Genomic DNA, 25,613 nt, shown 5'->3' on the forward strand with positions numbered 1-25,613 from the left:
AGGTACTTACTCGGTTCGTGAAAATCAGGATACGAGCGCGGGTAGCCAAGCCAGGCCAACGGCGCAGCGCTTAGGACGCTGTCCCGTAGGGGTCCGCCGGTTCGAATCCGGTCCCGCGCACTGAACGAGTTTTTGAGCGGGGCGAGAAAACGAGTAAAGGAGCAGGAGCGGATTCGCGGCCCAGAGGACGAGCGAAGCGAAGTCCTCGCGGTTCAAATCCGGTCCCGCGCATGCTTCTCCAAGCAATTACGCGAGGAGAAGCATCGCGATGAGGAGTCGGACCATGCACGTCACAGCACTCGAGCAAAGCGAGAGTGATCGTCTTGGTCGGTTCGAATCCGATCCTGACGACACACTGTCCTCAGCCGGCCAACGGATAGCAGACGCGTGTCAGACGCTCCACAACGCTTATTCGCGCGGGCACAGCTTGTATGATTAATGGCTGGGCTAGACGACGTGTTCGGGGATCTCGTTCGGAGTGTCGATGCAGTCGTCCTCTTTTCCCCAAGTGGCTCGTACTACGAGCGCTGTGCGGATCTCGAGGATCTCGACCTGATTGTCATCGGGACGGAAAACGCCGTGGGTGCGGAAACGTTCGTCGAGCTCCCCCTTGCGTTCGACGATATTAGAGAACGCATCCGATTCGGACTCGAGGGGGCTTTAGAGCAGGATCTGATCGAGGACGGCGACGAACTGGCCTGTGCGACGAGCGTGTTCAGTGACGGAATCGATACCGTTTCGCGTGTCCGTGCAGATGTCGAAACCCGGACGGGCATCTACGACCTCTTCGTCAAATCCCGCGCGGAGCCGGAAGTCATCAAAGCCGTCCTCGAGCTGGCGGTCGAACTCGGGAAGAAAGGCCAGAAGGGGAAGCCGGTCGGTGCGCTGTTCGTTGTCGGTGACGCGGGCAAGGTGATGAACAAGTCCCGACCGCTGTCGTACAACCCCTTCGAGAAGTCCCACGTTCACGTCGGCGATCCGATCGTGAACGTCATGCTCAAGGAGTTCTCGCGACTCGACGGGGCCTTTATCATCTCCGATGCGGGGAAGATCGTCTCGGCGTATCGCTACCTCGAGCCGTCCGCGGAGGGGGTCGACATCCCGAAAGGATTGGGGGCACGACATATGGCCGGCGGTGCGATCACGCGGGATACGAACGCGATTACGATCGTGTTGTCCGAAAGCGATGGGCTCGTCCGTGCGTTCAAGGCCGGCGAGCTCATCCTGGAGGTCGATCCGGAGGCGTACTGAGATGGACTGGCAGACCCTCATCGACGAGCCGGCCGTCATCGCTGCCGCGGTGTTGGCACTCGGACTCGTCGTCGGCTATCTGGTCGGACGGCTCAACGAAGAGCTCTTGTCCGCGTCCGGGGTGCCCGAGGCCGTCGAGGGAACGCCGTTCGAACGGACCGCCCAGTCGATCGGCACCTCCACGGTCAAAATCGTCGCACGCCTGAGTTCGTGGTTCATTTATGGGATCGCCGTCCTGACGGCGATTCATATCGCACAGTTGTTGGATACCGACGCGTTCTGGCTGCGGGTGACGGAGTTCGTTCCGCAGGTGTTTATTGCCGTCCTCGTGTTGATTCTCGGCTTTATTATCGCCGATAAGTCGGAACTGGTCGTCGGCGAGTATCTCCGTGGCGTCAAACTGCCCGAAGTCTCGATCCTCCCGAAACTGGTCAAATACTCCGTGCTGTACGTGGCATTTATTATTGCGCTGGGCCAGATCGGTGTTCACGTTCTGGCGCTGTTGATCTTGCTGGCGGTGTACGCCCTCGGTATCATCGTCGTCGGTACTGTTGCGTTCAAGGAGTTCCTCGTCTCGAGTGCGGCCGGAGTCTACCTGTTGCTCAACCAGCCCTACGGGATCGGTGACCGGATTCGGATCGACGACCAGACGGGAATCGTCCAGGAGGTCGATCTGTTCGTCACGAAAATCGAGGACGACTCCGAGGAGTATATTGTGCCGAACCGGAAAGTGTTCGAGAACGGAATCGTCCGAATTCGAGACTAACCAGGGATCAATGCCTCGAGCAAGCGAGTCCGTTGGACTCGGAAGAAGCGTTAGTCCTCGAGCGAGAGGCCGGCGTGCCAGCGATCCGCGCCGGCGTCGCGCTTGACGGCGTCCATTTTCGCGAGGAGGTGTGTCGCAAGCGTTGCAGTTTCGGCGGCGTGTGACTCCCCTTCAGTGCGGAACTCACCGGTTTCCCGGTTGGCATACACGGTGCAGACGGCACCCGCACGGAGCCCGTAGACGGTTGCAAGCGTCAAAATCGAACTCGCCTCCATTTCGATGTTTGTGACGTTTGCGGCTTTGAGTTGGTCGATAAGGTCTTCCGAGCCGGCGGCTTCGAAGCCCGCAAAGCCGGGTCGGCCCTGGCCGGCGTAGAACGAATCGGCGCTCATCGTGATCCCGGTGTGGTAGTCGTAGCCGAGTCGTTCGGCCGCGGCGATGAGCGCGCTGACGACCTCGTGATCGGCTGTGGCGGGGTAGTCTTCTCTGACGTACTCCTTACTGGTCCCCTCCTGTCGAACCGCCCCGGTCGTAATAACTAGATCGCCGACGGCCATCTCTGGCTGGATCGCTCCACAGGAGCCAACGCGGATAAACGTCTCACAGCCCACACGGGCGAGTTCCTCGACAGCGATCGCCGCCGACGGACTGCCGATACCGGTCGACGTCACGGAGATCGGCGTTCCCTCGTACGTTCCCGTCGCCGTGCGATACTCGCGGTGGTGGGCTTCGATCTCGTGGTCGTCCCAGTGTGCTACGATCTTCTCGAGCCGGTCGGGGTTGCCCGGGAGGAGGACTGTCTCTGCGACGTCATCGGGGCCGACCTCGAGGTGGTACTGTACGTCGGCGTTCGGGTTTTCGCTGTCGCCCGTCATCGAGTAGCGGCGATTCGAGCCGGCACCGTATATAAATGTGGGACAATCGTACCCTCGGTATGGATTGCGATATCGACGGGGCGCTTACGGACGCCTCCGTCACGGCGATTCAACACGACCTCGCTCCCGGTCTCGACGATGCGACGCTCATCGGTGTCGTCCGAAACCCGGATCCGTGGTTTCACGCAGCCGTCGACGAGAACGTCCCCGAACTGGGGCCACCTGCAGACCTACTCGAGGCGATGCATGCAGCCGAAGCCGACCTGAAGATGCGTGGCCTCTGTGCGGAAGGCGCACACAACGCCGCGTGGGATCAGGTCGAGTTCGAACAGCGATATCGTGAGTGCCTCGAGCACTCGGCTGACACACAGGCTGCAATCGCAAACCTGCGCGAGCGCCTCGAGAGCGGCGAATCACTCGCGCTCGTCTGCGATGAAAACACCGAGAAAAAGCGGTGTCATCGAACGATTCTGCGAGCGCGACTCGAACGAGCGATGTCGGTATAACGAACGAGCGGGCGTCTCGTTATCAGCGCGTTCGAACCCATATTCGGCACCCGGAGATTCACTCGAGAACTCCCGGAGACGACGGGTTCTGTGGTTTCGAGTGGGCTACAGTTCCGAGTTCGAGACGTCCCGTTCGGCTCCCTCCTCGTCGCCGTTTTCGGGCAGGAACGCCCAGACGAGGATGACGGCGATGATGATCCCGCCGATAATAGCTGTTTCGAGGACGCTCAACTCGATGTTTACCCAGGCGAGTACCGTCCGTAACTCGACGAGAACCGGGGCGAGAAACGCCAGTACAACCAGTAGCCCCGCTTTCGAGATTCGCATTATCTGATCACCTCCGGCAGCGTGTTCCATGCAAGCGTTCCAGCCGACTCGAGTGCGGCAGTTCCGAGGTGTTCGACGGCAAACGCAAGGAACCGAACCGACTCGAGGTTAGCCGGGAACGCGGTGATATCGGGGCCAAAGAGTCCGCCACGGTCGACGATGCTCATCAGTGGGAGCGAGTACGCGATGATCACGAGCACGACTGCGATCGCGGTCCAGAGTTTGAGGTTGTCGAGCACGCGCGGGGCATCGTCGGAGCCGGACAGCGCCTCGGCGTACCCATTGTCTGGCAGGTTGTCGCTGCGACTGCCGAATGCCGTGCCGATGATGTTGGCGAAGAACAACACCAGCGAGAGGGTGAGCAACACCCCACCCAGCGCGATCTGGGCGTTGAGTTCACCGACAGAGCCGACAGCAGTTTCGAACTCGAAGCCGGTGTACTGTGGTTCGGCCGTCCGGCGTGGCATGCCGATCAGTCCGGCGCGGTGCATCGAGTTCGTCATGAACGTCATCCCGATGAACCAGAGAACGACCTGGATCAGCGCAACGGAGCGGTTCCAGAGTTCCTTGCCCGTCACCTGTGGGATGAACCAGTAGGAGACGGCCATAAACGTCAGCGCGACGGCAGTGCCGACGGTGAGGTGGAAGTGACCGACGACCCACAGGGAGTTGTGGACGAGGTAGTTGATGTTCATCCCGGCGTTGACCATCCCTGAGAAGCCGGCAGCCGCAAACAGCAGGCCTGCAAGTGCCATGCCGGCGAAGACGGGGTCACGCCACGGAAGGGATTTAAGCCAGCTGAAGTAGCCCGTGCCGCCGCGCTGGCGGGCACCGTGTTCTATGCTGGCGACGACGGTAAACGCCGTCAAAAAGCTCGGTAACAACAGGAACATCGTGTTCGTCATCGCAATAAACTTGAACCCTTCTGCGATGCCGGGGTCGAGATACTGGTGGTGGATCCCGACTGGCGTCGACAGCAACAGGAACAGGACGAACCCGACGCGGGCCAGCGGGTCACTGAACAGTTTGCCGCCGGCGAATTTCGGGAGCATCGTGTACCACAGCAGGTACGCTGGCATCAGCCAGAAGTAGACGACTGGGTGACCGAAGAACCAGAACAGCGTTCTGGTGAGCAGCGGGTTGACGGTCTCGATCCAGCCAAGCGACCACGGCAGCAAGAAGACGAGGATCGACGTGGCGACGCCCATCGTGGCGATATACCACATGATCATCGTCGTCAACACCATAAACGTCGGGAGCGGAATCCGCGCGTCAGGATTTTCTTTCTTCCACGCCCACCACGACCGGAACCAGTCGGCGCCGGCGACCCAGGTGCCGACGACGAACAGGACCAGACCCAGATAGAACAGCGGATGGGCCTGCAGCGGTGCGTAGAACGTAAACAGCACCGAGGCACTGATATCGATCGAATCGACGAAACCGGCGAGAATAGCCACACCCGCCATCACCGTCCCGATCGTCATTAGTCCAACCCAGCTCCAGGTGAACCGGATATCCTCGACACCCCTGTCGAGACTGGTCGTTACTGCCCAAGTGAACACGCCCACGAGGAAGAAAATCGTGAACGTAATCACCATGAACACACCGTGGGCCGTGAGGACGGTGTAGTAATCCGCCGAGTCAATAAACCGATAAATATCCGTTCGATGAAGTGTCTGGATAACCCCAAACACGCCCCCGAGCGCGAGCGCGAGGAAGGAACTATAGAACGCCGCTTTGACTACTTTCGCTTCCGCAGGGAACTTGTCGATATACGCGTTACTCATCGTTGTTGCCTCCGTTTTCTTCTTCTTCTTCGAGGTCTTCGACCACGGTCAGCGTCCCGCTTTCCTCGTAGTCGTCGACCGTGACTGTCCAGTCGTGGTCTCCCTCCCCAAGCTCCGTCGAGTCGACAGTAAACGTCGTCTCTTCGGTGCTCTCACCGGAGACGGTGATCTCCTCTTCGGTTGTCTCGTTGCCGATCTCGAACGTGACTGTCGTCTCGAGGTCGTCGAGCATGCCGTTTTCGACTGCGACGTTGAACGTCGTCTCGTTGCCGAGTTCGACCTCGTCGTCGCTCTCGACGGACAGTTCGGTCATATCGAACTCGTCCTCGGGGACGACGTGTAGCTGTCCCTCCATCGTGTGATGGAACGAGCCACAGTACTCGTTACAGATGATCCCGTACTCCCCAGACTCGTCGAATTCGGCGGTCATCGTCGACACCTCGCCGGGGATTACCATCGTATTGATGTTGGTCCCGACGACGCTGAAGCTGTGGATGACGTCTCGACTCGTCACGTAAAACGTGACTTTACTGTTTGCCGGCACCTCGATTGGATCCGGCTGGAAAATAAACGTCTGGGCGATAACGTACGCCTCGTACTCGTTTTCACCCACGTGCTCGACGCGTGGCTCACCGAAGTCTTCGTCGAGTTCGCTTGGTTCGACGGTCTCTTCGCTGTCGTCGATCATTGCGATGCCAAGCCCGACCGACCCGTACGTGATCGTCGCGATGAACCCAACGATCAGCAGTAATGCAGCGATCAGCCACACTTTCTCGTAAGTGTGGATATTCATTGGAGCCCCACCATCGTTAACACAGCCCCGATCACAGTCGGATCATTTCCAAGGAACTCGACGAAGTACACGAACAACCACAGCAACACCAGGATAACGAAGTACAACCCGATTAGCGCGAGCGTCCCGATCGGATTGTATTCATCGTGTCCGATCTCCTGTAGTTGCTCTGGCTCTTCTGTCGCCTGACTCATACGCCCGTCTATGAATAGTCATTCCTTAACCTCTCGACTCATTCCCAGCGTGTAAGAACAAGATGTGCTATTATGAGACTCTGGGTACAACGTCTCAGCATGGTAGCTGAAGACCTTTCCCCACGAGTCCCGCTCGTGGTCGGATTGCTGGCGCTCTTGCCGGTCTCTTGGTACGCGTTCGGGAGTTCACTGCCGGCTGGTGCGATTTCCGGACTCAACGTCTTGATCATCATTACGAGCCTCTACATCGCGTTTGGCCCCGTCTCGGAACCGCACGCCCACGGGTCGAACAAGGCGTCGTAACACCCGAACTCGAGTCGCGTCGAGCTCGCGTGGATCTTTCGCACCTGTTCGACGCACCACGTGACGGGACAGTCGATGATCCAAACTGTGCGCTTGCGATCCGTTTCAATCGGAGACGGTATCCGCTTCCGTCTGCCATCCCCTGTTACCACCTACCACGAGCCAGTAATCTCAAATTCCCGTTATGAGTCGACTTCCGTTACGCTCCGACGCCGAAACAGACACCGAACCGAGCACTAGCGACCCTACCGCGGGGAGCGACCTCTCTCAAGACGGCGAGTGTACGCTTTGCTCGTTCCCCACACCCGCTGACCCGATCACCGCGGGTGACGTCGACGGGACGTTCTGTTGTCAGGGCTGTCTCGAGGTTCATCGAACGCTCGAGACGGTCGACGACACTGATGCCGATACTGTCCGCGACCGACTCGACGACGACGGCCCCGACCTTGACGAGTGCGACGGCGAGGACGCGTTCCTTGCCGTCGACGGGATGCATTGTTCGACCTGTGAGGCGTTTCTCGAGACGCGGGCGACTGCCACCGACGGTATCGAGGGGGCGGAAGCCAGTTACGCCACGGATACGCTCCGGCTGGTGTACGATCCCGACTCGCTCGAGGTGGAGTCGCTTCCGGAACTCGTCTCGGGCTACGGCTACGACGCTCGTGACCGGGGCGAGGATCGAAGCGACGAGCCGCGGGATGCGGCGCTGGTGAAGTTCCTGATCGGCGGGGGGATGTTCGGGATGATGGTGATGATCTGGTATGCGCTGTTTCTGTACCCGACGTACTTCGGCTACGAGCCGCTGGCCGAGTTCGGCAGCTACGACGGCTACTACGTCGTCGCGAACATCTGGCTCATGACGTCGTTCGTGCTGTTTTACACCGGCTATCCGATCCTGCGTGGCGCGTACGTGAGTCTCCGGGCAGGCATGCCGAACATGGACCTGCTTGTCTCGCTCGCGGCAACCGGCTCGTATGCCTACAGCACGCTTGCGATGGTCCTCGGCCGGACGGATCTCTACTTCGACGTCACGGTCGCGATCATCCTCGTCGTGACGGCCGGGACCTACTACGAGGGCGTAATCAAACGTCGTGCAGCTGGCCTCCTCTCGGATCTTACCGAATCACAGGTCGACGAGGCTCGTCGTGCGGACGACGGTGAGATGGTCCCGCTTTCGGCTGTCAACCCCGGCGAGCACCTGCTCGTCCGGCCCGGCGAGCGTGTGCCACTCGATGGCGACGTCGTCGACGGACAGGCTGCCGTCGACGAATCACTCGTCACTGGTGAATCACTCCCCGTCGAAAAACGGCCGGGCGATCCGGTTCGGGGCGGCACGGTCGTCACCGATGCGCCGCTGGTCGTCGAAGTCGGCGATGACGCCGAGAGCACCCACGATCGACTCGTCTCCCTACTGTGGTCGATCCAGAGCGCCCGACCCGGTGTCCAGCGGCTCGCGGACAAGCTTGCGACGATTTTTGTCCCGCTAGTCGTCACCCTCGCAGTCGTCGTCACGGGTTTCCTGCTTGCGACTGGCTCGACGCCCGCAACGGCATTTCTCGTCGGCCTGACGGTCGTCATCGTCTCCTGTCCCTGTGCCCTCGGGCTCGCGACGCCGCTTGCGATCGCCTCGGGTGTCCAGACGGCCGCGAAACGGGGCATCGTCGTCGCCGCGGAGACGATTTTCGAAGATGCGCCGGATATCGACATCGTCGTCCTCGACAAGACCGGAACACTCACCGAAGGGCGAATGTCCGTCGAGGACGTTCACGTCGCCACGGAATCGGACTCGACGGCCACAGATGCCAGCCCCGACACGATCTTGCGGCGTGCTGGAGCCGTTGAGGCGCTTTCAGAACACCCGATCGGACAGGCAATCGCCGAAGCAGCGTCCGAAGATCGCGATCTCGAGGCGACTGCTGACGCAGACGGGTTCGAACGATACTCCCGCGGCGTCAGCGGGACCATCGACGGAAACCGGGTGTTCGTCGGCCATCCGGACCTGCTTCGAGAGCACGACCTCGCGATTCCCGCAGCACTCGAGGATCGGATCGACCGCGTGCGAGCAGCGGGCGACGTTCCGGTCGTCGTCGGCTGGGACGGTCGTGCCCGCGGCGTCGTCGTCGTGGGTGACTCGCCACGCGAGGACTGGGAAGCGGCCGTCGAGACGCTCGCCGACGGCCGGGAGGTCGTCGTTCTCACCGGCGACGAGGGCGCGTCGGCAGACCGGTTCCGGGCCGTCGACGGCGTCGACGAGGTTTTCGCTGGGGTCCCGCCCGAAGCAAAAGCCGAGACTGTTCGGCGACTTCGCGGTCGCGGGACGGTGGCGATGGTCGGCGACGGGAGCAACGACGCGCCGGCGCTGGCCGCCGCAGATGTCGGTATCGCGATGGGGAGTGGGACACAGCTCGCGACCGATGCCGCTGACGCCGTCATCGTCGGCGACGACCTGGAATCGGTCGTCGAAATCTTCGATATCGCCTCGGGGACCTACTGGCGAATCCGTCAGAACCTCGGCTGGGCGTTCCTGTACAACACAATCGCGATTCCGCTCGCAATCCTCGGCCTCCTGAACCCGCTGCTTGCGGCGGTTGCGATGGCGGCGAGTAGCCTACTCGTCGTTCTTAACTCCTCGCGGTCGCTATGATCGGCTGCGGGTCGGCGCGGCTGGCGGTCGTCTGGTCAACTCCGAGCGATGCTACTCGAGTGTTTCCTCGGAGATCGTATTCGGTAACAGTTCGCCGAGGGTGTACTCGGTCGGCGGTTCTCCCTCGCCTTCGTCACAGATGACGAGGAGGTCGTCGTCACAGAACTCAGTGAGCGTCTGGCGACACATCCCACAGGGAGTGACACCATCGCGGCGGCCGGAGCTGACGGCGATGCGGGCGAACTCGCGGTGGCCGTTTTTAACCGCCTCGGCGATCGCGACTTCTTCGGCGTGGAGGCTGTTGCTGTAGTTTGCGTTCTCGATGTTACAGCCGACGAACACCTCACCGGCTTCGGTCTCGAGGGCGGCACCGACGGCATACTCCGAGTAGGGAACGTGGGCAGTTGTCTGGACATCGCGGGCGGCGTCGATCAGCTCGTGCATGGTCGCTACTGACTCAGGGCGAACCAAGAAACTGCCTACTGTGTGCTACGTCGACTCGGTGATTGCTGACTCGACGACGCTGCATGTCGCATCGACGAGTTCGTCGACGGTGTCGCTCTCGGCGTAGATCCGAACGTACGGCTCGGTGCCGCTTGGGCGGACGAGTACCCACGAGGCGTCGTCGAACTCGAGGCGAACGCCGTAGTCGGTGTCGACCGTGGCGTCGGGGAACGCTTCGGGGAGGGCGGTCTCGAGGGTGGCCATCGTCTCGGCCTTGGCATCGTCGGGACAGTCGACGCTCACTTTCCGGTAGGGCCGTTCGGTGACAGGAGCACGAAGGGCAGCCGTTCCGCCGGCGTCGGCGACGAGCGCGGCGACGACGGCCGCGCTGACGATGGCGTCGATCCAGCCACCGAAGGCAGTGTGGATGTGTTTCCACGGCTCGGCGGCGAAGATGATTTCAGTGTCGTTGTCGCCGTGGCTCCGTTCTCGAGCGATTCCCTCGTGAAGCGCACCGAGCCGGACGCGTTCGACGCGGCCGCCGGCGTCGCGGACCCGTTCGTCGATACGAGCCGAGGCGTTGGGTGTCGTGACGACGACGGGATCGTCGACGTCGGCCGCGTCGGTGTAGTGGGCTGCGACGACGGCGAGGATCGTGTCTTCGTGAATCACCTCTCCATCCGAATCGAGCACGACGAGTCGGTCGGCGTCCCCATCGTGGGCCAGTCCCAGGTCGAACCCGTCGCTTGCAGTGTCTTCGCTCGCACGTTCCAAAGCGTCTCGCGCCTCGTTTCCCTCCTCGAGGAAGTCGCTAAACGCCGACAGCGTCTCGGGTGTCGGTTTGCTCTCGCGGGCGACGAAGTGGCCGTCGACGTTTGCGTTGACCGCGACGACGTCGGCACCGAGTCGGTCGAGGACCTGTGGTGTCGCGACCGATCCCATCCCGTTACCACAGTCGACGGCGATCGAGAGCCCGGCAAGCGGGGTGGCAGGCGCTGGCTGTGAGGAGTCCGTGTCGCCAAAGCGCTCGCGAACGTAGGAGACGACGCTGTCGCGGTACTGATCGAGGATCTCGAGAGTCGACGACTGGCCCCACTCGTCCCACGAAGCGAGTCCGGTCGCGTGTTCGTCACCCTCGAGTCGGTCTTCGATCGCTCGCTCGGCGGTTTGGTCGTACTCGACGCCGTCCGCGAAGAGTTTGATCCCGTTGTCTTCGGGCGGGTTGTGGCTCGCAGTGAGCATCACGCCCGTTTGCCCACGCGAGGCAAACGCGAGCGTTGGGGTGGGTACTTCGCCGAGCCGCTGGACGTCAGCGCCGGCGCCCTCGAGGCCGGCTTCGACGGCTGCGGCGAGTGCGGGTCCGGTTTCTCGTCCATCGCGGCCAACAACGACTGTCTCACCAGGTTCTCCGACGGCTTGGCCGACTGAGAGTGCCAGCGACGGCGTCACCTCTTCGACTGGACCACGGATCCCTGCAGTCCCGAATACGGTCATAGGGTGCGTTTTTCCGAGGAAATACTTATACTGACGGACATTCACGAGATCGCCTCGATTACTCGTCCACCGAGGATATCCGCTCAGACGGCACGAAAAGCGGGGCCGCCGAACCAGCAACTGCGTGACCTCGAGCGAGCCCACGGCTTCGGGGACGAGTATGCGACGGAGTTATTCTTCGGGCAGGTTGTCGATCAGGACGACCGCCTCGCCGTTGATGACGGTCGCGTCGTCGTCTTCGTTTCGAATAACCGTCTCGAGTCGGTACTGTCTGTTCCCGAGGTCCTCGACGACTTCGACGCGGGCGGAGACGCGGTCGCCGATGCCAACGGGGCCACTGAACTCGAGATCTTGAGAGAGATAGATCGTCAGTCCGGGGAGTCGAGCCAGCGCGGCACTGATAAGTCCGGAGACAAGCGTCCCGTGAACGATCCGTTCGCCAAATCGGGTGTCGCTTGCGAACGCTTCGTCGAGGTGAAGCCGGTTTGTGTCACCGCTTACGTGTGCAAACGCACGCACATCGTCCTCGCTGAGGACTTTCTCGAACGTGACGGTGTCGCCAACGCTGATATTCTCGGTATCGTCGACGGTTCGGTCGAACTGCCAGTCGAGATGCGAGTGATCGATCGAGGGAATCGATGCCGCGACGGTCTCGCTTTCCGACCCGTTCGAGAGGTTCGGAGCCAACATTGCGGACATTGCCGCACGGTTTGCAGCGGTTGCACTCTGGAGGACGGTCTGTGTCATCGTCGCCCACGCGTCAGTCATTGCAGCGAAATTGTTTTTCGCAGTGTTCTGGTGGGACATCTAGTCTGTCTGTAGGTGTGTGACGGTTATGACTTCTTTGGCTTACTCGAACAGAAGTTACACGATATGTTACCAAGTAATTTACCGACAGAGGCGCTCTATACATCGATCTTCCGATTAGAGACTATGTCACATAATGTCTCATGTCTATCATGTGTACTACTGAATCGGAATATTCAGTGGTGAATAACTACTGGCTGTGCCATTGATTGGTTTCAGATGGTATCTAGTGGGAACCTTTATGTGGGTCGGGTTCGTTGGTACAGGTGATGACGGACGACTCCGACCGAACGCCCTGGTTTCCACCTGCGATGTTCACCGAACAGATGCAGGAGGCGGGCGAGCAGGTTGCCGAATCCCAGCAGGAGCTGTTACGGAAGATGATGCAGGCAGGTGGCTCGAACCCGTTCGATACGAGTTCGGCGCTTGGCCCGATGAACATGGGAACGGCGACGTTCAAAGCCCGTGTCCAGAGCGGTGGTCGGATCAGTATTCCCGGTCCAGAACGGGAAGCCCTCGACATCGAAGAGGGAGATATCGTCCAGACGATCGTCGTACCCGTCAAACGAAACCGAGACTAATACCATGACACAGAACCCATTCACCGCCGTCTTCGACGCACAGCGCACCGCAGTTGAACAGTCCCAAAACCTCACTCACGACGCCCTCGAGGCCCAGAAGGCGTCGATCAGCGCCTTCAGCGACGCGATGGAGTCCTCGAGCACGCTCTTCGAGTCCAACGCAGAGATGACCAAAGGCGCCGTCCACGCCTACTTCGACGCCCTCGAGGCTTCGATGCCCGAGGACGCCGCCGACTTCGACGAGATGCGTGAACTCGTTGACGACGGCTTCGACTCCGCTTCCGAAGCCCAGACCCAGTCGATGGAGTCCATGCTCGAGATGCTCGACGAGTCCGAAGCCGCCTACGACGAGTTCGCTGCCAACTACTCCGAGATGGTCGACAGCTCGTTCGATGCCGTCCTCGAGGCCCACGGTCAGGTCGAAGAGAACGTCACTGCCGTCGCCGAGAACGTCGAAGAGGCCACCGAAGAGTTCGACGTCTCCGCGTAGAACGGCGAATAGGCCGTAGCCTTTTGACAGTCGATCCCCAATTTTATCCCAATGACAGATTCACAGCCCCAGATGCAAAACTGGAACGCGTTTGTCGAACAGTGGAATGAACAGTTTCTCGACGCCCTCGAGGACAACATGGAAGCCCAGGCAGAGTTCGTCGAGAGCTGGTCGGAGACCGTCGGCGAAGTCAGCGACGACAACGAACTCTCCGACGGCGTCGAGGGGTACGCCCGCGCCTACGAGACGTGGATGAACGCCTCACAGCAGATGGTCGAGCGGATGAACGACACGTTAGAGGGCGAGGATGTCGACGTCGATGAGTTCCGTGATATCTGGCTGAACACGGCCAACGAGGCGTTCAAAGACGTCATGTCGACGACTGCCTTCGCCAGAATGACCGGCGAGACCGTCGGCGACGTGCTCGAACTGCAACAGGAGGCCGACGAGGCGTCCCAGGACACCCTGCGGACGCTCGGCTTTGCAACCGAGGACGACGTCGTCGAGGTTGGTGACCGACTGATCGAACTCGAGCGCCGCCAGCACGCCGTCGAAGAGAAACTCGACCGCGTTCTCGAGCATCTGGACGACGAACAATGAAAAACCCGTACGCAACCGTACTGGACATGCAACGAGAGGCCTGGGAGGCGACCGCCGATCTGGCCGAGAAGAGCCAGGTTGCCCCCGAGCGAACCGAAACGCTCGAGAACGCCGACGTCGGCCAGACGCCAAGCGAGGTCGTCTACGAGGAGAACAAACTGCGACTCCTCCACTACGAGCCGATGACGGAGGAGCAACACGATATTCCGATCCTCGTCGTCTACGCGCTGATCAACAAGCCGTACATCCTCGACCTCCAGCCCGACCGCTCGGTCGTCCAGACGCTCCTCGAGGCCGGCTTCGACGTCTACCTGATCGACTGGGGCGAGCCGTCGAAGCTGGATCGACAGCTCTCGCTCGACGACTACGTCAACCGCTATATCGACAACTGTGTCGACGTCGTAAGCGACCGTTCCGGTGAAGAGAAGATCAATATTCTCGGCTACTGCATGGGCGGCACGATGTCGGCTATGTACGCCGCGTTACACCCCGAGAAGGTCCAGAACCTGGCTCTGATGGCTGCTGGACTCTGCTTTGCTGGCGACGGTGGTGTGCTCGAACTCTGGGGCAGCGACGAGTTCTACGACCCCGATACGGTGACGGACACCTTCGACAACGTTCCGGCTGATTTCTTGGACGTCGGGTTCGCGCTGATGGACCCCGTCGCAAACAACGTGACGAAGTACGTCCGATTCTACGAGAACATGGACGACGAGGACTTCGTCGAGAACTTCGCTCGCATGGAACGCTGGCTTGACGAGGGCATCGACGTCGCCGGCGTCGTCTACGAGGAGTTCATCCGCGACATCTACCAGGAGAACAAGCTGATCAACAACGAACTCTATCTGGACGGCAAACACGTCGACCTCGAGAACATCGACATGCCGCTGCTTCAGATCGTCGCGGAGTACGACCACCTCATTCCGCCGGAGGCCTCTAAACCGTTCAACGAGTTCGTCTCGTCCGACGATACCGAGGTCCTCGAGTTCGCGACGGGCCACATCGGGATGTCCGTCTCCTCACGCAGCCACGACGAACTCTGGCCGGACGTCTGTGAGTGGTTCGAGGCACGCTCGAACGGAACCGAGGCCGAAGCAGAAGCAGCGAGCGACGTTGCGGCCGAACCCGAAGTCGAGACACGAGCAGCCACGGACACAGACACGGCACTCACCGCAAACGCTGCTGGCGACGAATCCGGGCTCGAAGACTTCACCGACGGCGGAACGGGCCTCGAGTCGACCGACGACACCGAGGAACCCGCGTCGGAAACCGACACGGACGATCTTACCGAACTCACTGGCATCGGACAGGCGTACGCGAACGACTTATCCGACGCCGGTATCGAGACGTTCGACGCGCTTGCCGGGGCCGACGTTGCGGAGCTCGCCACCGAGACGGGGATCGCCCCAAGCCGAATCGAAGACTGGATCGAACAGGCCCAGCGTCGCTGATACCGTTGTCGAACACTGCTGCGAACCGTTTTTCTCCGCCGCCATCGGTCGTGCTGGGCGTTAGTACTACCTAGTGCCATCTCTCCCACCGACACACGGAAGGATAAACCGAACAGATTCGGTTTTGAAAGTTAACAGGTTGTTATTTACCATCGGGGATACAATGACCATGCATCATGTCAATGGATGGGCGTACCTGCGTGATCACCGGCTCGGCACGTGGCATCGGACGAGGAATCGCACAACACCTCGGTGAAGAAGGCGCGAACGTGGTGATCAACTACCGGTCGTCGGAGGGATCAGCACACGAAGTCGTCGAAGCGATCGAAGCGGCGGGCGGACAGGCGGTTACGGCGCGTGCAGACGTCTCCAACCGTTCGGACGTCGAACACATGCACGAGGTCTGTCACGAGGCGTTCGGGCCGGCGGATGTGTTAGTCAACAATGCCGGGATCACGGCCGACGAACAGTTCACCGAGATGACCCGTGAGGAGTGGGATCGAGTCATGGACGTCAACCTCGGCGGGATGTTCAACTGCACACAGGTGTTCTTCGATGATATCTGGAACGCACACGAGGGACGGCTGGTCAACATCTCGAGTGTCGTCGGGAAACAGGGCAATTTCGGGCAAGCGAACTACGCCACCGCCAAGAGTGGGATGTTCGGTTTCACTCGGACGATCGCCCTCGAACTCGCCAAGGGTGGGTCGACGGCCAACTGTGTCGCGCCCGGATTCACGCTTACGGACATGCTCGAGAGCGTCCCGGAGTCGGTCTTAGAGCGGATTATCTCGGGAATTCCACTCGAGCGACTGGCCGAAGTCGAGGACATCGCCGCTGTCGTTCGCTTCCTCGCCAGTGAGGAGTCGTCCTACGTCACGGGCGAAGTGATCGACGTCAACGGCGGGATGGACCTCTAAGATCGTTCATCCTCGACTCCGCAGGATAGCAGTCTCCGCAAAACGGTTCTCGAACCTCCATCTGCGCTCCGAAACACTCCTGAACGGTCTGGTCGCTAGTCCTCCCGATGTTTCTCCTTCGCGAGCACCCGCACGTTCTCGATACCCGTCGCCGGATACTGACCCTCGTCGTCTTTCTCGACGGCCTTGACCATATCCCAGACGACGTTGAGTCCGGTCGTGACGCCCTCGAGGGCTTCCATCTCACACCCCGTTTTACCAGTTGTCTCGACGGCAACCTCGAGTTCGACGTGGTCGTCGGCGAGCGAGAACTCGGTGTCGACGTTCGTGATCGGAATCTGATGGCACATCGGGATCGTCTCCCAGGTGTGTTTGACGGCCTGAATCGCGCCGACGCGTGCAGTTGCAAGGACGTCGCCTTTGCCGATTCCGTCCTCGCGGATCGCCTCGATCGTCGACGACTGAAGGCGAATCTCGCCGGCCGCAACTGCGCGGCGCTTGCTGTCGGGTTTGTCGCCAACGTCGACCATCTGGACGTCACCGTCATCCGTGGTGTGGGTGAGGCCGTCGGCGGTCGAGTCCGTCGCGTTCGGTCTGTCGTCACGCATCGTGCTCACCCCACAGTGTCGCAGGAATTTCATCGAGCAGCTCGGACGCTAGCAACCCACACTCGTCTCGTTCGGCGAGGCGTTCACCTGCGATGCCATTGACCCGTGCGGCCGCCGCCGCGGCCTCGAGTGGCTCGGCGTGGTCCAGCAACCCGGCGACGATGCCGGCGAGCGTATCGCCAGTGCCGCCGACGGCCATGCCGGCGGTTCCAGACCGGCTGATTCGGGTTCGCTCCCCATCGGTCACAACGTCGTCGACACCCTTCGCGAGCACGACGTGTCCCAGTTCCGCGGCGAAGGCCTCGATCTCGGCTGGCGCTGTCGCCAGTGAGTCCACGTCCGGCCCGCCCATCCGCGCGAGTTCGCGGCGGTTGGGCGTACAGACCAGCGTCGCATCGGTTTCGAGGCCGGGGACGACCTCGAGCGCATCAGCGTCGACGACCGCCGGGCCGGTGTAGGACTCGAGGAACTGGCGGGCTGCCTCGAGCGTCTCGTCGGCGGTTCCCAGTCCGGGCCCGAGCACGACGATGTCGTCGTACCGTTCTGCGGTATCGACGAGGTCGTCGACCTGTGCCGGTGTAAGGATATCCTGCTCGTAGGGCTGGACGATGAGATCCTCGCTGTAGCCCTGGATCTCGCCGGCGACAGCGTCGGGCGCGGCGACGAACGACAGCTCCATCCCAGTACGGAGCGCCGCCTGTGCAGCGAGCGCCGGTGCGCCGGTGTACGGACCGCCGCCGACGACAAAGGCACGCCCCGTACGATCTTCAGGACGTGCGAGGGTCACATCACCGGGGCCGACGAAGCGTTCGGCAGCGGCCGGAATGCCGATATCGGCGACAGTGCTCTCGGCCTCGAGTGCCTCGAGTCCCGGCTTCGTGTCGTGGAAGGTGACGATACGATCGGCCGTGACGCCGTTGGTAGCGTGGTCGCCGTCGTCAGCGTCGAACCCCGAGGGGACGTCGACCGCAACGACGGTCGCGTCGGCGACGTTGATTGCTTCGGCAGCGGTCGCCGCGGGTTCGCGAAGGTCGCCGCTGATCCCCGTTCCCAGCATCGCATCGACGATCACGTCCGCATCGGAGAGATCGAACGCACTCGAGTCGGTTACCTCGCGGCTGTTGTAGTCAGCGTCCTCGAGGGCCTGCCAGTTTTCGCGAGCGATCTCGGTCCCGATGGTCTCGGCTCGGCCGAGGAGGAGCGTGGTGACGTCGTACCCGTCCAGAAAGCGCGCGGCGACGAACGCGTCCCCACCGTTGTTGCCCCGGCCGGCGACGATCGCAACGCTCGAGCCTGGCTCGGCCACGTCGCGGACCGTGCGAGCGACGGCGTTGCCGCTTGACTCCATCAGTTGCTTCCGTGGCACGCCCAGCGCTGCCGCGTTCTCGTCGACGGCAGCCATTCGTTCGCCTGTAATCATATCCAGTGGGTTTGCCCGCAGTCGCGTTAAGCGTGTGGGAGTGCCCGCTTCTCGAGACGACCGATCGTCGGGTCGGTTCGACCCCGATGCTTCGAGTAGTAATCAACGATGCCCAGAGTTAAGAGAGGTGATAGGAGTCAGTATACCATGGTCTCCTGTGAAAACCGCGTCCTCATCGGTTCACTGCTGGCCGTCTGGCTCGCCGTGATCGTGATCGGACTCACGGCATTGGCGCACAGAGTGCTGTGGTGACGTTCGTTATCCTGGCTGGGGTCGGGATTCTCACCCCACAGCTCTATTTGGCTGCGACCGGTAGCGTCTCGTCCTTCGAGCGCCATTATTTCGTGTGAACGTCTTCTGGCTCGACGAGGACCCGCGGCTCGCCGCGCGGTATCACTGCGATCAGCACGTGAACAAGCTGCTGCTCGAGGCCGCACAGATACTCTGTACGGCGGCCCGCGAGAACGGGTACGAGGCAGAGTTCCTCTACGGATCGACCCACATCGGCCACCCAGTCACGAAGTGGGCCGCGGAATCGCGAGCGAACTGGCTGCGGCTGCGCGAGCACGCCAACGCACTCAATTCGGAGTTCGTCGAGCGCTATAAAAAAGACGACGACCACGCGAGCTGGGGCGTGATCGAGCGCATCGATCCCGATGCGATTGCGTTCCCCACGACGGAGCCGACGCCACGGCCACAGGCGATGCCCGACGAGTACAAGCGCCCAGGCGATCCCGTCGACGCGTATCGTGCCTACTACGCCGGCGAGAAGGCTTCGTGGGCCGAATGGAAGTACACCGACGAGCCGCCGTGGCTCGAGGACTACCTGCTGGATCAGACGTAGACACAGCGGCTCGTTTCGGCTCACCGATGGTGTCGGATACAATACTATTATCTAGAGTAACAACGTTACTGCCCATTACCGATGTTCCCGCCTATTGCCTCCCGCGACTCGATCCTCTCCGATGAGATGCACCCCTGTACGCGAGCCTACCACGACGTCGTCATCTACGGCGACGCCGCGTCGGACGACACCCTTTACGAGGGACCGATTGTCGTCCACGCGAACGGCTGGATCGAACTCGAGGGTGACCGACTGCTCTCACCGCAGGCGATCCACCACATCGACATCTACGACGACAAGGACTAGTACCGAATCTCGAAGCCGTCTTCGCCCTGTGGCGTTTCGTACTCGGCTTCGACAGCCTCGACCTCGGCTGCGGGACTGCCCGTATGACACCACTCGAGCATCGACTCGACGGCTGGCTCGGGGCCTTCGAAGACCGCTTCGACGCGACCGTCCTCGAGGTTTTTCACCCAGCCGTCGACGCCCTTCTCGCGAGCCGTGTCGCGCGTGTTCGCACGATAGTAGACACCCTGGACCGTTCCGGAAACGAAGACGTGTGCGCGGGTTGGTTCTGCCATGGCTGGATGATCGAGTGCGTTCGGGAAAAAGCCGGCTCTCCGTCGAGCCGATTTTCGCGTTCGATCGGTGGTGTTGGTCGGTTATCGTGGCGTCTCGTAGCGTCGACTGCCGAGGACCATCCGAACGGTGAGGGCGAGGACGCCGACGGTGAATGCGAGCCAGAGGACGTCGGTGTTGTCGAGCAACTCGAGCAACTCAACGACCGTGACGAGTCCCATGAGCACGGCGACGTACAGAATGTTCGTTCCGATGAACGTCGCCAGCCCCGCTTCGTCGGCGACACGGTCCGAATCGTAGCCAGCGATTAACTCGACGTGACCGAAGTACGCGATCAGGACCCCCAGCGCCGCGACGATACCTGTCGCAATGAGTAACACGATCAACGAGCCATTGACCATAGATCGGTACGTGACACGTGGTTCACAAAACGGTTGCGCGACCGATTGTCCGACTCGAGTGAGCTGACGTGTCGCTCACGCTCCGGTCCGCAGGTGATGGAAGATGTACGTCTGTGCGTAGCCGGCGTACTCGCCGCCGAGTCGATCGCGGATCGCTCGCGAGGTCGTCGCGTAGGAACCCCCATCGCAGTCGGGGTAGTACTCCTCGATCGCCGATTTGAGCCACGTATCGAGCGGCACAGCCTCGTCGAAGCCAAGCGAGAACAGCAACACGCAGTCGGCTACCTTGTCGCCGACGCCGACGAAGCGGGTGAGGTAGTCGCGCGCGTCCTCGTACTCGAGGTCGCGTGCCTCGTCGGGATGGCCCTCGCCATTAGCGACCATCTCCGCCGTCCGGACGACGTAGGGGGCCCGATAGCCGAGTCCGAGGTCGCGCAGTTCGGCTTCGGTTGCCGTCGCGAGCTGGGCTGGTGTCGGGAACGCGTGGTAGGTGTCGCCGTCGAACTCGATTTGGTCGCCGTACTCGCGAGCCAGCGTCGAGACCATCGTGTGAATCCGACTCACGCGCATCTGGGCCGAACAGATAAACGAGATCAGACAGGCAAAGGATGGGTCTTCGACCAGTCGCATCCCGCGGTGGGCCTCGTAGGCCTCATCCAGCAAGGAATCGTCCGGCGCGGCCGCGACAATCGCCTCGAGGTCGTCGTCCAATCGTAACAGCCGGCGGACGATCGTGTCGGCGTCAGTCGTCGACTCCCACTCGAGGTGCCCATTGTGATCACGAACGCGGAGCACCGCGTTGGACGTCGAGCCGTCTTCCGAGCCGCTGACGACGGTGTGATACCACGCATCTGGCGCGGGCGAGCCGCCGTACATTTCGCCGTCGCTCCGTCGCCAGCAGTAGCTCTGGCCGCTCTCGAGCGTGCGGTACAGATCGAGGCCGCCGGAGAGGTCGCCGAGGGGGATGGTCCCTGTTTCCATCTGTCCGTCCCTTTGGGGGCGGATGCTTTTGCCTTTCGAACCGGACGACAGCAATGAAGCCAGCATTACAACCACGCAGACACCCTATTGGCGGCCGATTCATCCGTTGGGGCGAACTTTCATACTGGTGGCGAGAGAATACCATGGTATGGACTGCAGGGTTGTCGTCGAGGCTGCCGTGCCGGTGTTCGATGTCGAGACGGAAGACGAGGCGATTCGCATCGCCATCTCGAAGACGGGCGAGATGTTGAACCCTGACCTGAACTACGTCGAGATCAACATGGGCGAACGCACGTCGCCATCGGGGGAGGAACTCCCACCCGCGTTCATCGCCGCCGATGAGGCACTCGTCGCACTCGAGTTAGAGATGACCGTGTTCAACGTCGAGCGCGAGGAACACGCGTCGCGGATCGCCCGCAAAGAGATCGGCCAACTCCTCGAGAACATCCCGCTTGAGGTGTTACAGATCGACGAACTCGAGGAGGACGACGACGAAGACGCCACAGACACGAACACCGAGGCGGACACATCGGAAACCGATGGAAACGGCTCCGAGTCGACTGTCGAGGACACAGCCGATTCGGCCGACGAACAGACCAGCGACGACGACATTCTTCCCGAATTTGAGGATTTAGTCGAACGAGACTGACCGTTTCGAGCACCGTCTCGAGAGAGCCGTCGATGAATCGGTGATTGATTCGGTTCCGTGTTGGAAAAAGTGCAGTGACCTGATCGAAACTGGCTGTAACAGACCGTTGGGAGTCTTGTCAGTATCGGGTAGTGATCATCGAAGGAGACGACGAATTTCTCAGTCCGCGGTAGCGGCAACTGCTTCCTGCTCGTCTTCGCGCATGTTCATCGTGATGCCGCCAGCGAGCGCAAAAACAGCAGCTTTGTGATCTGTTTTCGATTTGTGAATTGATGTCGGCCGAATACCAAGCGATTCATACTCGTCAAGATCGATCTGACAGTCGTCCCACGCTGCACACTGATTCGATACCTCCGCGAGAAGGCCGTGAAGGTGAATGAGCTCCTGTTTCTTCATAACCATCAAATCCTACCCACTGCAGGGTTATATTATTATCTTGAGTCTCGTTAGCACGCGCCCCATGTTCGATACCCTGTATGTCAGCAGGTATATCTAATCGAAAGAAAGGCCTACCAGCCGAATACTCCCCGAATGGAACGACTACAACCGGTTGTTACTGCTACAATATATTATTTCCTTCAAATTTCCGACAGCGGTGTTCAGGCAATTAATACCGATACACTGTTGGGAAAACCAGACGACCGTCCACGGTCGCGATGTGCTCAGCCGAGTTGCTTCAACGTCTGGAGATCCCGATCCGTTCGCATAAACTCGGACAACCGTCTGGACGCATGACAGTTGGGACAGTGAAACATCGTTGCCGGCGCGTCAAGATCAGCAGGAGAACTTTGCCAGTTTTTCGCACATTCGGGGCACAACAGTTTCACAGTCGTTTCATCCATGGCACGTTATTACACACCACCCGTCAAAAGTGTTGTCGCTTTCTCGACCGCGAATCACTCTCGACCGAATCTCAAACTCGACCGGATCCCAAACGACAGCCCATGACACACCAACAGATCGTCGTTATGCGGGAGCCGCCGCATCGGAGGCCTCGAGGAGTTCTTTGTACCGATTTCGGATCGTGACCTCGGAGATGCTAGCGACGTCGCTGACGTCGTTTTGCGTGACCTTCTCGTTGGTCAACAGCGCAGCGGCGTAGACGGCGGCAGCGGCGAGGCCAACCGGCGACTTGCCGCTGTGGACGCCCTCCTGGCGGGCCGACTCGAGCAGTTCGCGGGCCATGCGTTCGGTCTCATCCGAGAGATCGAGGTCGCTGACGAACCGCGGGACGTAGTGTTCGGGGTCTGCGGGTTTGACCTCGAGGCCGAGTTCCCGGATGATATACCGGTAGGTTCGGGTCAGCTCCATCTTCTCGACGCGGGAAACGGCCGAGATTTCGTCTAAGCTACGTGGCGTGCCGGCCTGTCGAGCGGCAGCGTACAGCGAGGCCGTCGCGACGCCTTCGATCGAGCGGCCTGGGAGGAGATCCTCCTCGAGGGCACGTCGGTAGATGACACTTGCCGTCTCGCGTACGTTCTCGGGCAGGCCGAGCGCCGAGGCCATGCGATCGATCTCGCCGAGCGCCTGCTTGAGGTTGCGCTCTTTCGAGTCGCGAGTACGGAACCGCTCGTTCCAGGTTCGCAGCCGTTGCATCTTCTGGCGCTGGCGGCTCGAGAGCGCGCGGCCGTAGGCGTCTTTGTCCTGCCAGCCGATGTTCGTCGAAAGCCCCTGATCGTGCATCATGTTCGTCGTCGGTGCACCGACGCGGGACTTCTGGTCTTTTTCGCTGGCGTCGAACGCACGCCATTCTGGGCCACGGTCGATCTCGTCTTCCTCGACGACGAGGCCACAGTCCGTACAGACCGTTTCGGCGTGCTCTTCGTCGGAGATGAGTCGGCCGCCACACTCCGGGCAGTACTCTTGCTCACCCGACCGCTCGGTCGTCTCTTCCGTCTCTACTTCCTCCGTATAGGTTCTAATTGTCGTGTCTGTCATGGTGTATCGAGTTGGTTACTCGGGGCTCCCGGGTGGGGAAACCAGAAGAAACCCGGTCGCCTCGCCTAACATATCGTTAGGCCGGAAGTCTTATAAAGATTTCGCCTACTTTATAAACTGTTCGGGAAAGTAGTTATATACGTTTCGATTATATAGCCATTAATCGTTATGGTCAGACGGTAAATAGATGTCCCTCCGTCGGCACATCGAACAGCCCCACGCGTGCGCCCGCATCGAGCCACGCGTGTCCATACGAGAACGATGCGAGTGCGTTGACGAGGTCTCCCGCCTCGCGGAAGTGAGTCCCGTCCTCGAGGTACGATTCGGCCATCTCATAACAGTCGTCGGCCGCCTCGGCCATCGGGGTCCCCGCTGGCGGCGCGACCGACGCTTCCTCGAGTGCAGCTCCGAGCAACTCACCGTAGCGATCCGTCTTCTCCTCGAGATCCGCAGCCATAATCGATAATCCACCGTCGACACCGTAAGTGCGTCGGCGTCCAGCGAGCGCTCTTTTCGGCCCTGTTTGTCACAGTAGTTCCGACGGGCGATTGCTGAGAACGCAAGGCGTTTAGGCCCAGTTTCCCAACTGTTGGCCATGAGCGACCAGCCTCGAGTCGAGATCTATACGAAGGACAACTGTCCGTACTGCGTCAAAGCGATGGACCTCTTCGATGCGAAAGGCATCGAGTACGAGACGTACAACGTCACGGGCGACGAGGAGCGCTTCGAGGAGATGATCGAGCGCGCCGACGGCCGCAAGACCGCTCCCGAGGTATTCATTGACGACGAACTCATCGGCGGCTGGGACGACACCAGCGCGCTCAACGAGACGGGCGAGTTGGACGACAAACTCGGGCTCGAGATCGACGACGCCGTCGAACACCGCACGCTCATCATCGCCGGCACCGGGATCGCCGGCCTTACCGCCGCGATCTACGCCGGCCGGTCGAACAACGAACCGCTGGTCATCGAAGGCGACGAACCCGGCGGCCAGCTCACGCTGACCACCGACGTCGCGAACTACCCCGGCTTCCCCGAGGGGATCAGCGGTCCCGAACTCGTGAACAACATGAAAGCACAGGCCACCCAGTTCGGTGCCGACCTCAAAAATGGGATCATCGAGAGCGTCGACGCCTCGAGCAAGCCGTTCCGCGTCGAACTGACTAACGGCGACGTCTACACCACGGACGCCCTCATCGCCGCTTCCGGGGCGAGCGCCCGCACGCTCGGCATTCCCGGCGAGGAGGAACTCATGGGCTATGGCCTCTCGACGTGTGCGACCTGTGACGGTGCGTTCTTCCGCGACGAGGACATGCTCGTCGTCGGCGGTGGCGACGCCGCCATGGAAGAGGCGACCTTCCTCACCAAGTTCGCCGACACCGTCTACATCGCCCACCGCCGCGAGGAGTTCCGCGCCGAAGATTACTGGATCGACCGCGTCCACGAAAAGGTCGAGGCAGGCGAGATCGAGATCATGAAAAACACGGAGGTCACTGAACTCCACGGCTCTCGAGAAGAGGGCATCGACCACGTCACCCTCGTGCGCAACGACGAGGGCCACCCGACCGACCGCCTCGAGGACCCCGATACCGAGGAGTTCGAGTTCGACGTCGGTGCCGTCTTCTTCGCGATCGGCCACACTCCCAACACCGACTACCTCGAGGGCACCGGCGTCGAGACCGACGCCGAGGGCTATCTCAAGACGACCGGCGGCGACGGCGGCGGCCAGACCGAAACCCACGTCCCCGGCATCTTCGGCGCTGGCGACGTCGTCGACTTCCACTACCAGCAGGCCGTCACCGCGGCCGGCATGGGCTCGAAGGCCGCACTCGATGCTGATGAATATCTCGAAGATCTCGAGCGGGCGGACGCGACAGGCGAAGTCGAGACGGCTGCGGCGGACGACTGAGGCCGCTCGAGTTTTCGCTCACCGAACTCACCATCGCCAGCGATCTTTGAC

General features: G+C 61.1%; 31 protein-coding genes and 1 tRNA gene. 15 read left to right on the plus strand and 17 right to left on the minus strand.

Annotation, left to right across the window (positions count from 1 at the left end; all coding sequences use genetic code 11):
- Nucleotides 1–35 precede the first annotated feature (35 nt).
- From BW940_RS01115 to BW940_RS01125, 3 genes are all read left to right on the plus strand, one after another.
- Nucleotides 36–120: transfer RNA gene (locus BW940_RS01115), tRNA-Leu, on the plus strand.
- A 318-nt stretch (nucleotides 121–438) separates the two neighbouring features.
- Entirely contained in the window at nucleotides 439–1,251 is an 813-nt protein-coding gene (gene dacZ / locus BW940_RS01120) for a diadenylate cyclase DacZ (protein ID WP_076607335.1), read from the plus strand.
- Nucleotide 1,252: 1 nt separating this feature from the next.
- Nucleotides 1,253–2,017 (plus strand): mechanosensitive ion channel domain-containing protein, encoded by a 765-nt coding sequence (locus BW940_RS01125; protein ID WP_076607336.1) that lies wholly within the window; start codon nucleotides 1,253–1,255, stop codon nucleotides 2,015–2,017.
- Between the two features lie 50 nt (nucleotides 2,018–2,067).
- Here BW940_RS01125 and BW940_RS01130 read toward each other — a convergent pair whose 3' ends face one another.
- Nucleotides 2,068–2,892, minus strand: a complete 825-nt coding sequence (locus BW940_RS01130) for a nucleoside phosphorylase (protein ID WP_076607337.1) — start codon at nucleotides 2,890–2,892, stop codon at nucleotides 2,068–2,070.
- A gap of 59 nt (nucleotides 2,893–2,951) precedes the next feature.
- On the opposite strand from BW940_RS01130, the gene BW940_RS01135 reads away from it, so the two are divergent.
- Nucleotides 2,952–3,398 carry a DUF488 family protein, N3 subclade gene (locus BW940_RS01135; protein ID WP_235847758.1) on the plus strand — a complete coding sequence of 149 codons (447 nt, stop codon included), beginning with the start codon at nucleotides 2,952–2,954 and terminating at the stop codon, nucleotides 3,396–3,398.
- A gap of 105 nt (nucleotides 3,399–3,503) precedes the next feature.
- On the opposite strand, the gene BW940_RS01140 is transcribed toward BW940_RS01135, so the two are convergent.
- From BW940_RS01140 to BW940_RS01155, 4 genes are read right to left on the minus strand one after another with little or no spacing between them, the layout of a single operon-like run.
- The gene (locus BW940_RS01140; RefSeq protein ID WP_076607339.1) at nucleotides 3,504–3,725 is read right to left on the minus strand and encodes a CbaC protein; all 222 of its coding nucleotides are present in this window, start codon (nucleotides 3,723–3,725) and stop codon (nucleotides 3,504–3,506) included.
- Nucleotides 3,725–5,512: a b(o/a)3-type cytochrome-c oxidase subunit 1 gene (locus tag BW940_RS01145; protein WP_076607340.1), complete on the minus strand. Its 1,788-nt coding sequence runs from the start codon at nucleotides 5,510–5,512 to the stop codon at nucleotides 3,725–3,727. The genes BW940_RS01140 and BW940_RS01145 overlap by 1 nt, the downstream gene beginning before the upstream one ends.
- Nucleotides 5,505–6,305 (minus strand): cytochrome c oxidase subunit II, encoded by an 801-nt coding sequence (locus tag BW940_RS01150; protein WP_076607341.1) that lies wholly within the window; start codon nucleotides 6,303–6,305, stop codon nucleotides 5,505–5,507. Before BW940_RS01150 ends, BW940_RS01145 begins: the two co-directional genes overlap by 8 nt.
- Nucleotides 6,302–6,499 carry a hypothetical protein gene (locus BW940_RS01155; RefSeq protein WP_076607342.1) on the minus strand — a complete coding sequence of 66 codons (198 nt, stop codon included), beginning with the start codon at nucleotides 6,497–6,499 and terminating at the stop codon, nucleotides 6,302–6,304. Before BW940_RS01155 ends, BW940_RS01150 begins: the two co-directional genes overlap by 4 nt.
- A 99-nt stretch (nucleotides 6,500–6,598) precedes the next feature.
- On the opposite strand from BW940_RS01155, the gene BW940_RS01160 reads away from it, so the two are divergent.
- Nucleotides 6,599–6,802, plus strand: a complete 204-nt coding sequence (locus BW940_RS01160; RefSeq protein WP_076607343.1) for a cytochrome-ba3 oxidase subunit — start codon at nucleotides 6,599–6,601, stop codon at nucleotides 6,800–6,802.
- A 184-nt stretch (nucleotides 6,803–6,986) separates the two neighbouring features.
- Nucleotides 6,987–9,446, plus strand: a complete 2,460-nt coding sequence (locus tag BW940_RS01165) for a heavy metal translocating P-type ATPase (protein WP_076607344.1) — start codon at nucleotides 6,987–6,989, stop codon at nucleotides 9,444–9,446.
- Nucleotides 9,447–9,497: 51 nt separating this feature from the next.
- Here BW940_RS01165 and cdd read toward each other — a convergent pair whose 3' ends face one another.
- From cdd to BW940_RS01180, 3 genes are all read right to left on the minus strand, one after another.
- The gene (gene cdd, locus BW940_RS01170; protein ID WP_076607345.1) at nucleotides 9,498–9,890 is read right to left on the minus strand and encodes a cytidine deaminase; all 393 of its coding nucleotides are present in this window, start codon (nucleotides 9,888–9,890) and stop codon (nucleotides 9,498–9,500) included.
- 45 nt (nucleotides 9,891–9,935) lie between these two features.
- Complete coding sequence (locus BW940_RS01175; protein ID WP_076607346.1) at nucleotides 9,936–11,384, minus strand: phosphohexomutase domain-containing protein; 1,449 nt, start codon at nucleotides 11,382–11,384, stop codon at nucleotides 9,936–9,938.
- Nucleotides 11,385–11,555: 171 nt separating this feature from the next.
- Nucleotides 11,556–12,191: a MaoC family dehydratase gene (locus BW940_RS01180; protein WP_076607347.1), complete on the minus strand. Its 636-nt coding sequence runs from the start codon at nucleotides 12,189–12,191 to the stop codon at nucleotides 11,556–11,558.
- Nucleotides 12,192–12,460: 269 nt separating this feature from the next.
- Between BW940_RS01180 and BW940_RS01185 the strand changes: the two genes are divergently transcribed.
- From BW940_RS01185 to BW940_RS01205, 5 genes are all read left to right on the plus strand, one after another.
- The gene (locus tag BW940_RS01185) at nucleotides 12,461–12,772 is read left to right on the plus strand and encodes an AbrB/MazE/SpoVT family DNA-binding domain-containing protein (protein WP_076607348.1); all 312 of its coding nucleotides are present in this window, start codon (nucleotides 12,461–12,463) and stop codon (nucleotides 12,770–12,772) included.
- Nucleotides 12,773–12,776: 4 nt separating this feature from the next.
- Nucleotides 12,777–13,262 (plus strand): hypothetical protein, encoded by a 486-nt coding sequence (locus BW940_RS01190; RefSeq protein WP_076607349.1) that lies wholly within the window; start codon nucleotides 12,777–12,779, stop codon nucleotides 13,260–13,262.
- Nucleotides 13,263–13,313: 51 nt separating this feature from the next.
- Nucleotides 13,314–13,862, plus strand: a complete 549-nt coding sequence (locus tag BW940_RS01195; RefSeq protein ID WP_076607350.1) for a poly(R)-hydroxyalkanoic acid synthase subunit — start codon at nucleotides 13,314–13,316, stop codon at nucleotides 13,860–13,862.
- Nucleotides 13,859–15,313 carry a class III poly(R)-hydroxyalkanoic acid synthase subunit PhaC gene (gene phaC, locus BW940_RS01200; protein ID WP_076607351.1) on the plus strand — a complete coding sequence of 485 codons (1,455 nt, stop codon included), beginning with the start codon at nucleotides 13,859–13,861 and terminating at the stop codon, nucleotides 15,311–15,313. The genes BW940_RS01195 and phaC overlap by 4 nt, the downstream gene beginning before the upstream one ends.
- Nucleotides 15,314–15,489: 176 nt before the next feature.
- Nucleotides 15,490–16,233, plus strand: coding sequence for a beta-ketoacyl-ACP reductase (locus BW940_RS01205; protein WP_076607352.1), 744 nt, complete (start codon nucleotides 15,490–15,492; stop codon nucleotides 16,231–16,233).
- A gap of 95 nt (nucleotides 16,234–16,328) precedes the next feature.
- Here the strand turns inward: BW940_RS01205 and moaC are convergent, their stop codons facing one another.
- Both moaC and BW940_RS01215 read right to left on the minus strand, forming a co-directional pair.
- Complete coding sequence (moaC, locus tag BW940_RS01210; RefSeq protein WP_143823848.1) at nucleotides 16,329–16,841, minus strand: cyclic pyranopterin monophosphate synthase MoaC; 513 nt, start codon at nucleotides 16,839–16,841, stop codon at nucleotides 16,329–16,331.
- Nucleotides 16,834–18,261, minus strand: a complete 1,428-nt coding sequence (locus tag BW940_RS01215; RefSeq protein ID WP_076607354.1) for a bifunctional ADP-dependent NAD(P)H-hydrate dehydratase/NAD(P)H-hydrate epimerase — start codon at nucleotides 18,259–18,261, stop codon at nucleotides 16,834–16,836. Before BW940_RS01215 ends, moaC begins: the two co-directional genes overlap by 8 nt.
- 346 nt (nucleotides 18,262–18,607) lie before the next feature.
- On the opposite strand from BW940_RS01215, the gene BW940_RS01220 reads away from it, so the two are divergent.
- On the plus strand, nucleotides 18,608–19,105 hold the full coding sequence (locus BW940_RS01220; protein WP_076607355.1) for a hypothetical protein: 498 nt from the start codon (nucleotides 18,608–18,610) through the stop codon (nucleotides 19,103–19,105).
- A gap of 81 nt (nucleotides 19,106–19,186) precedes the next feature.
- Nucleotides 19,187–19,411: a hypothetical protein gene (locus BW940_RS01225; protein WP_076607356.1), complete on the plus strand. Its 225-nt coding sequence runs from the start codon at nucleotides 19,187–19,189 to the stop codon at nucleotides 19,409–19,411.
- Here the strand turns inward: BW940_RS01225 and BW940_RS01230 are convergent.
- From BW940_RS01230 to BW940_RS01240, 3 genes are all read right to left on the minus strand, one after another.
- Entirely contained in the window at nucleotides 19,408–19,686 is a 279-nt protein-coding gene (locus BW940_RS01230; RefSeq protein ID WP_076607357.1) for an acylphosphatase, read from the minus strand. The genes BW940_RS01225 and BW940_RS01230 overlap by 4 nt on opposite strands.
- An 81-nt stretch (nucleotides 19,687–19,767) precedes the next feature.
- Nucleotides 19,768–20,085, minus strand: coding sequence for a DUF3784 domain-containing protein (locus BW940_RS01235; protein ID WP_076607358.1), 318 nt, complete (start codon nucleotides 20,083–20,085; stop codon nucleotides 19,768–19,770).
- A 75-nt stretch (nucleotides 20,086–20,160) separates the two neighbouring features.
- Nucleotides 20,161–21,066 carry a DNA-3-methyladenine glycosylase family protein gene (locus BW940_RS01240; protein WP_076607359.1) on the minus strand — a complete coding sequence of 302 codons (906 nt, stop codon included), beginning with the start codon at nucleotides 21,064–21,066 and terminating at the stop codon, nucleotides 20,161–20,163.
- 148 nt (nucleotides 21,067–21,214) lie between these two features.
- On the opposite strand from BW940_RS01240, the gene BW940_RS01245 reads away from it, so the two are divergent.
- Nucleotides 21,215–21,715, plus strand: coding sequence for a DUF555 domain-containing protein (locus tag BW940_RS01245; protein ID WP_076607360.1), 501 nt, complete (start codon nucleotides 21,215–21,217; stop codon nucleotides 21,713–21,715).
- 159 nt (nucleotides 21,716–21,874) lie between these two features.
- Here BW940_RS01245 and BW940_RS01250 read toward each other — a convergent pair whose 3' ends face one another.
- The 4 genes from BW940_RS01250 to BW940_RS01265 all read right to left on the minus strand — a co-directional run bounded on the left by BW940_RS01250 (nucleotide 21,875) and on the right by BW940_RS01265 (nucleotide 24,110).
- Complete coding sequence (locus tag BW940_RS01250) at nucleotides 21,875–22,111, minus strand: UPF0058 family protein (protein WP_076607698.1); 237 nt, start codon at nucleotides 22,109–22,111, stop codon at nucleotides 21,875–21,877.
- A 266-nt stretch (nucleotides 22,112–22,377) separates the two neighbouring features.
- The gene (locus BW940_RS22050) at nucleotides 22,378–22,557 is read right to left on the minus strand and encodes a DUF7836 family putative zinc-binding protein (protein WP_076607361.1); all 180 of its coding nucleotides are present in this window, start codon (nucleotides 22,555–22,557) and stop codon (nucleotides 22,378–22,380) included.
- 124 nt (nucleotides 22,558–22,681) lie between these two features.
- Nucleotides 22,682–23,653: a transcription initiation factor IIB gene (locus tag BW940_RS01260; RefSeq protein ID WP_076607362.1), complete on the minus strand. Its 972-nt coding sequence runs from the start codon at nucleotides 23,651–23,653 to the stop codon at nucleotides 22,682–22,684.
- Between the two features lie 172 nt (nucleotides 23,654–23,825).
- Nucleotides 23,826–24,110: a DUF357 domain-containing protein gene (locus BW940_RS01265; RefSeq protein WP_076607363.1), complete on the minus strand. Its 285-nt coding sequence runs from the start codon at nucleotides 24,108–24,110 to the stop codon at nucleotides 23,826–23,828.
- Between the two features lie 138 nt (nucleotides 24,111–24,248).
- Here BW940_RS01265 and BW940_RS01270 point away from each other — a divergent pair, with 138 nt between their 5' ends.
- Nucleotides 24,249–25,562 carry an FAD-dependent oxidoreductase gene (locus tag BW940_RS01270; protein ID WP_076607364.1) on the plus strand — a complete coding sequence of 438 codons (1,314 nt, stop codon included), beginning with the start codon at nucleotides 24,249–24,251 and terminating at the stop codon, nucleotides 25,560–25,562.
- Nucleotides 25,563–25,613: the final 51 nt, after the last annotated feature.

The sequence above is a fragment of the Natronorubrum thiooxidans genome (assembly GCF_900156475.1).
Lineage (GTDB): Archaea > Halobacteriota > Halobacteria > Halobacteriales > Natrialbaceae > Natronorubrum > Natronorubrum thiooxidans.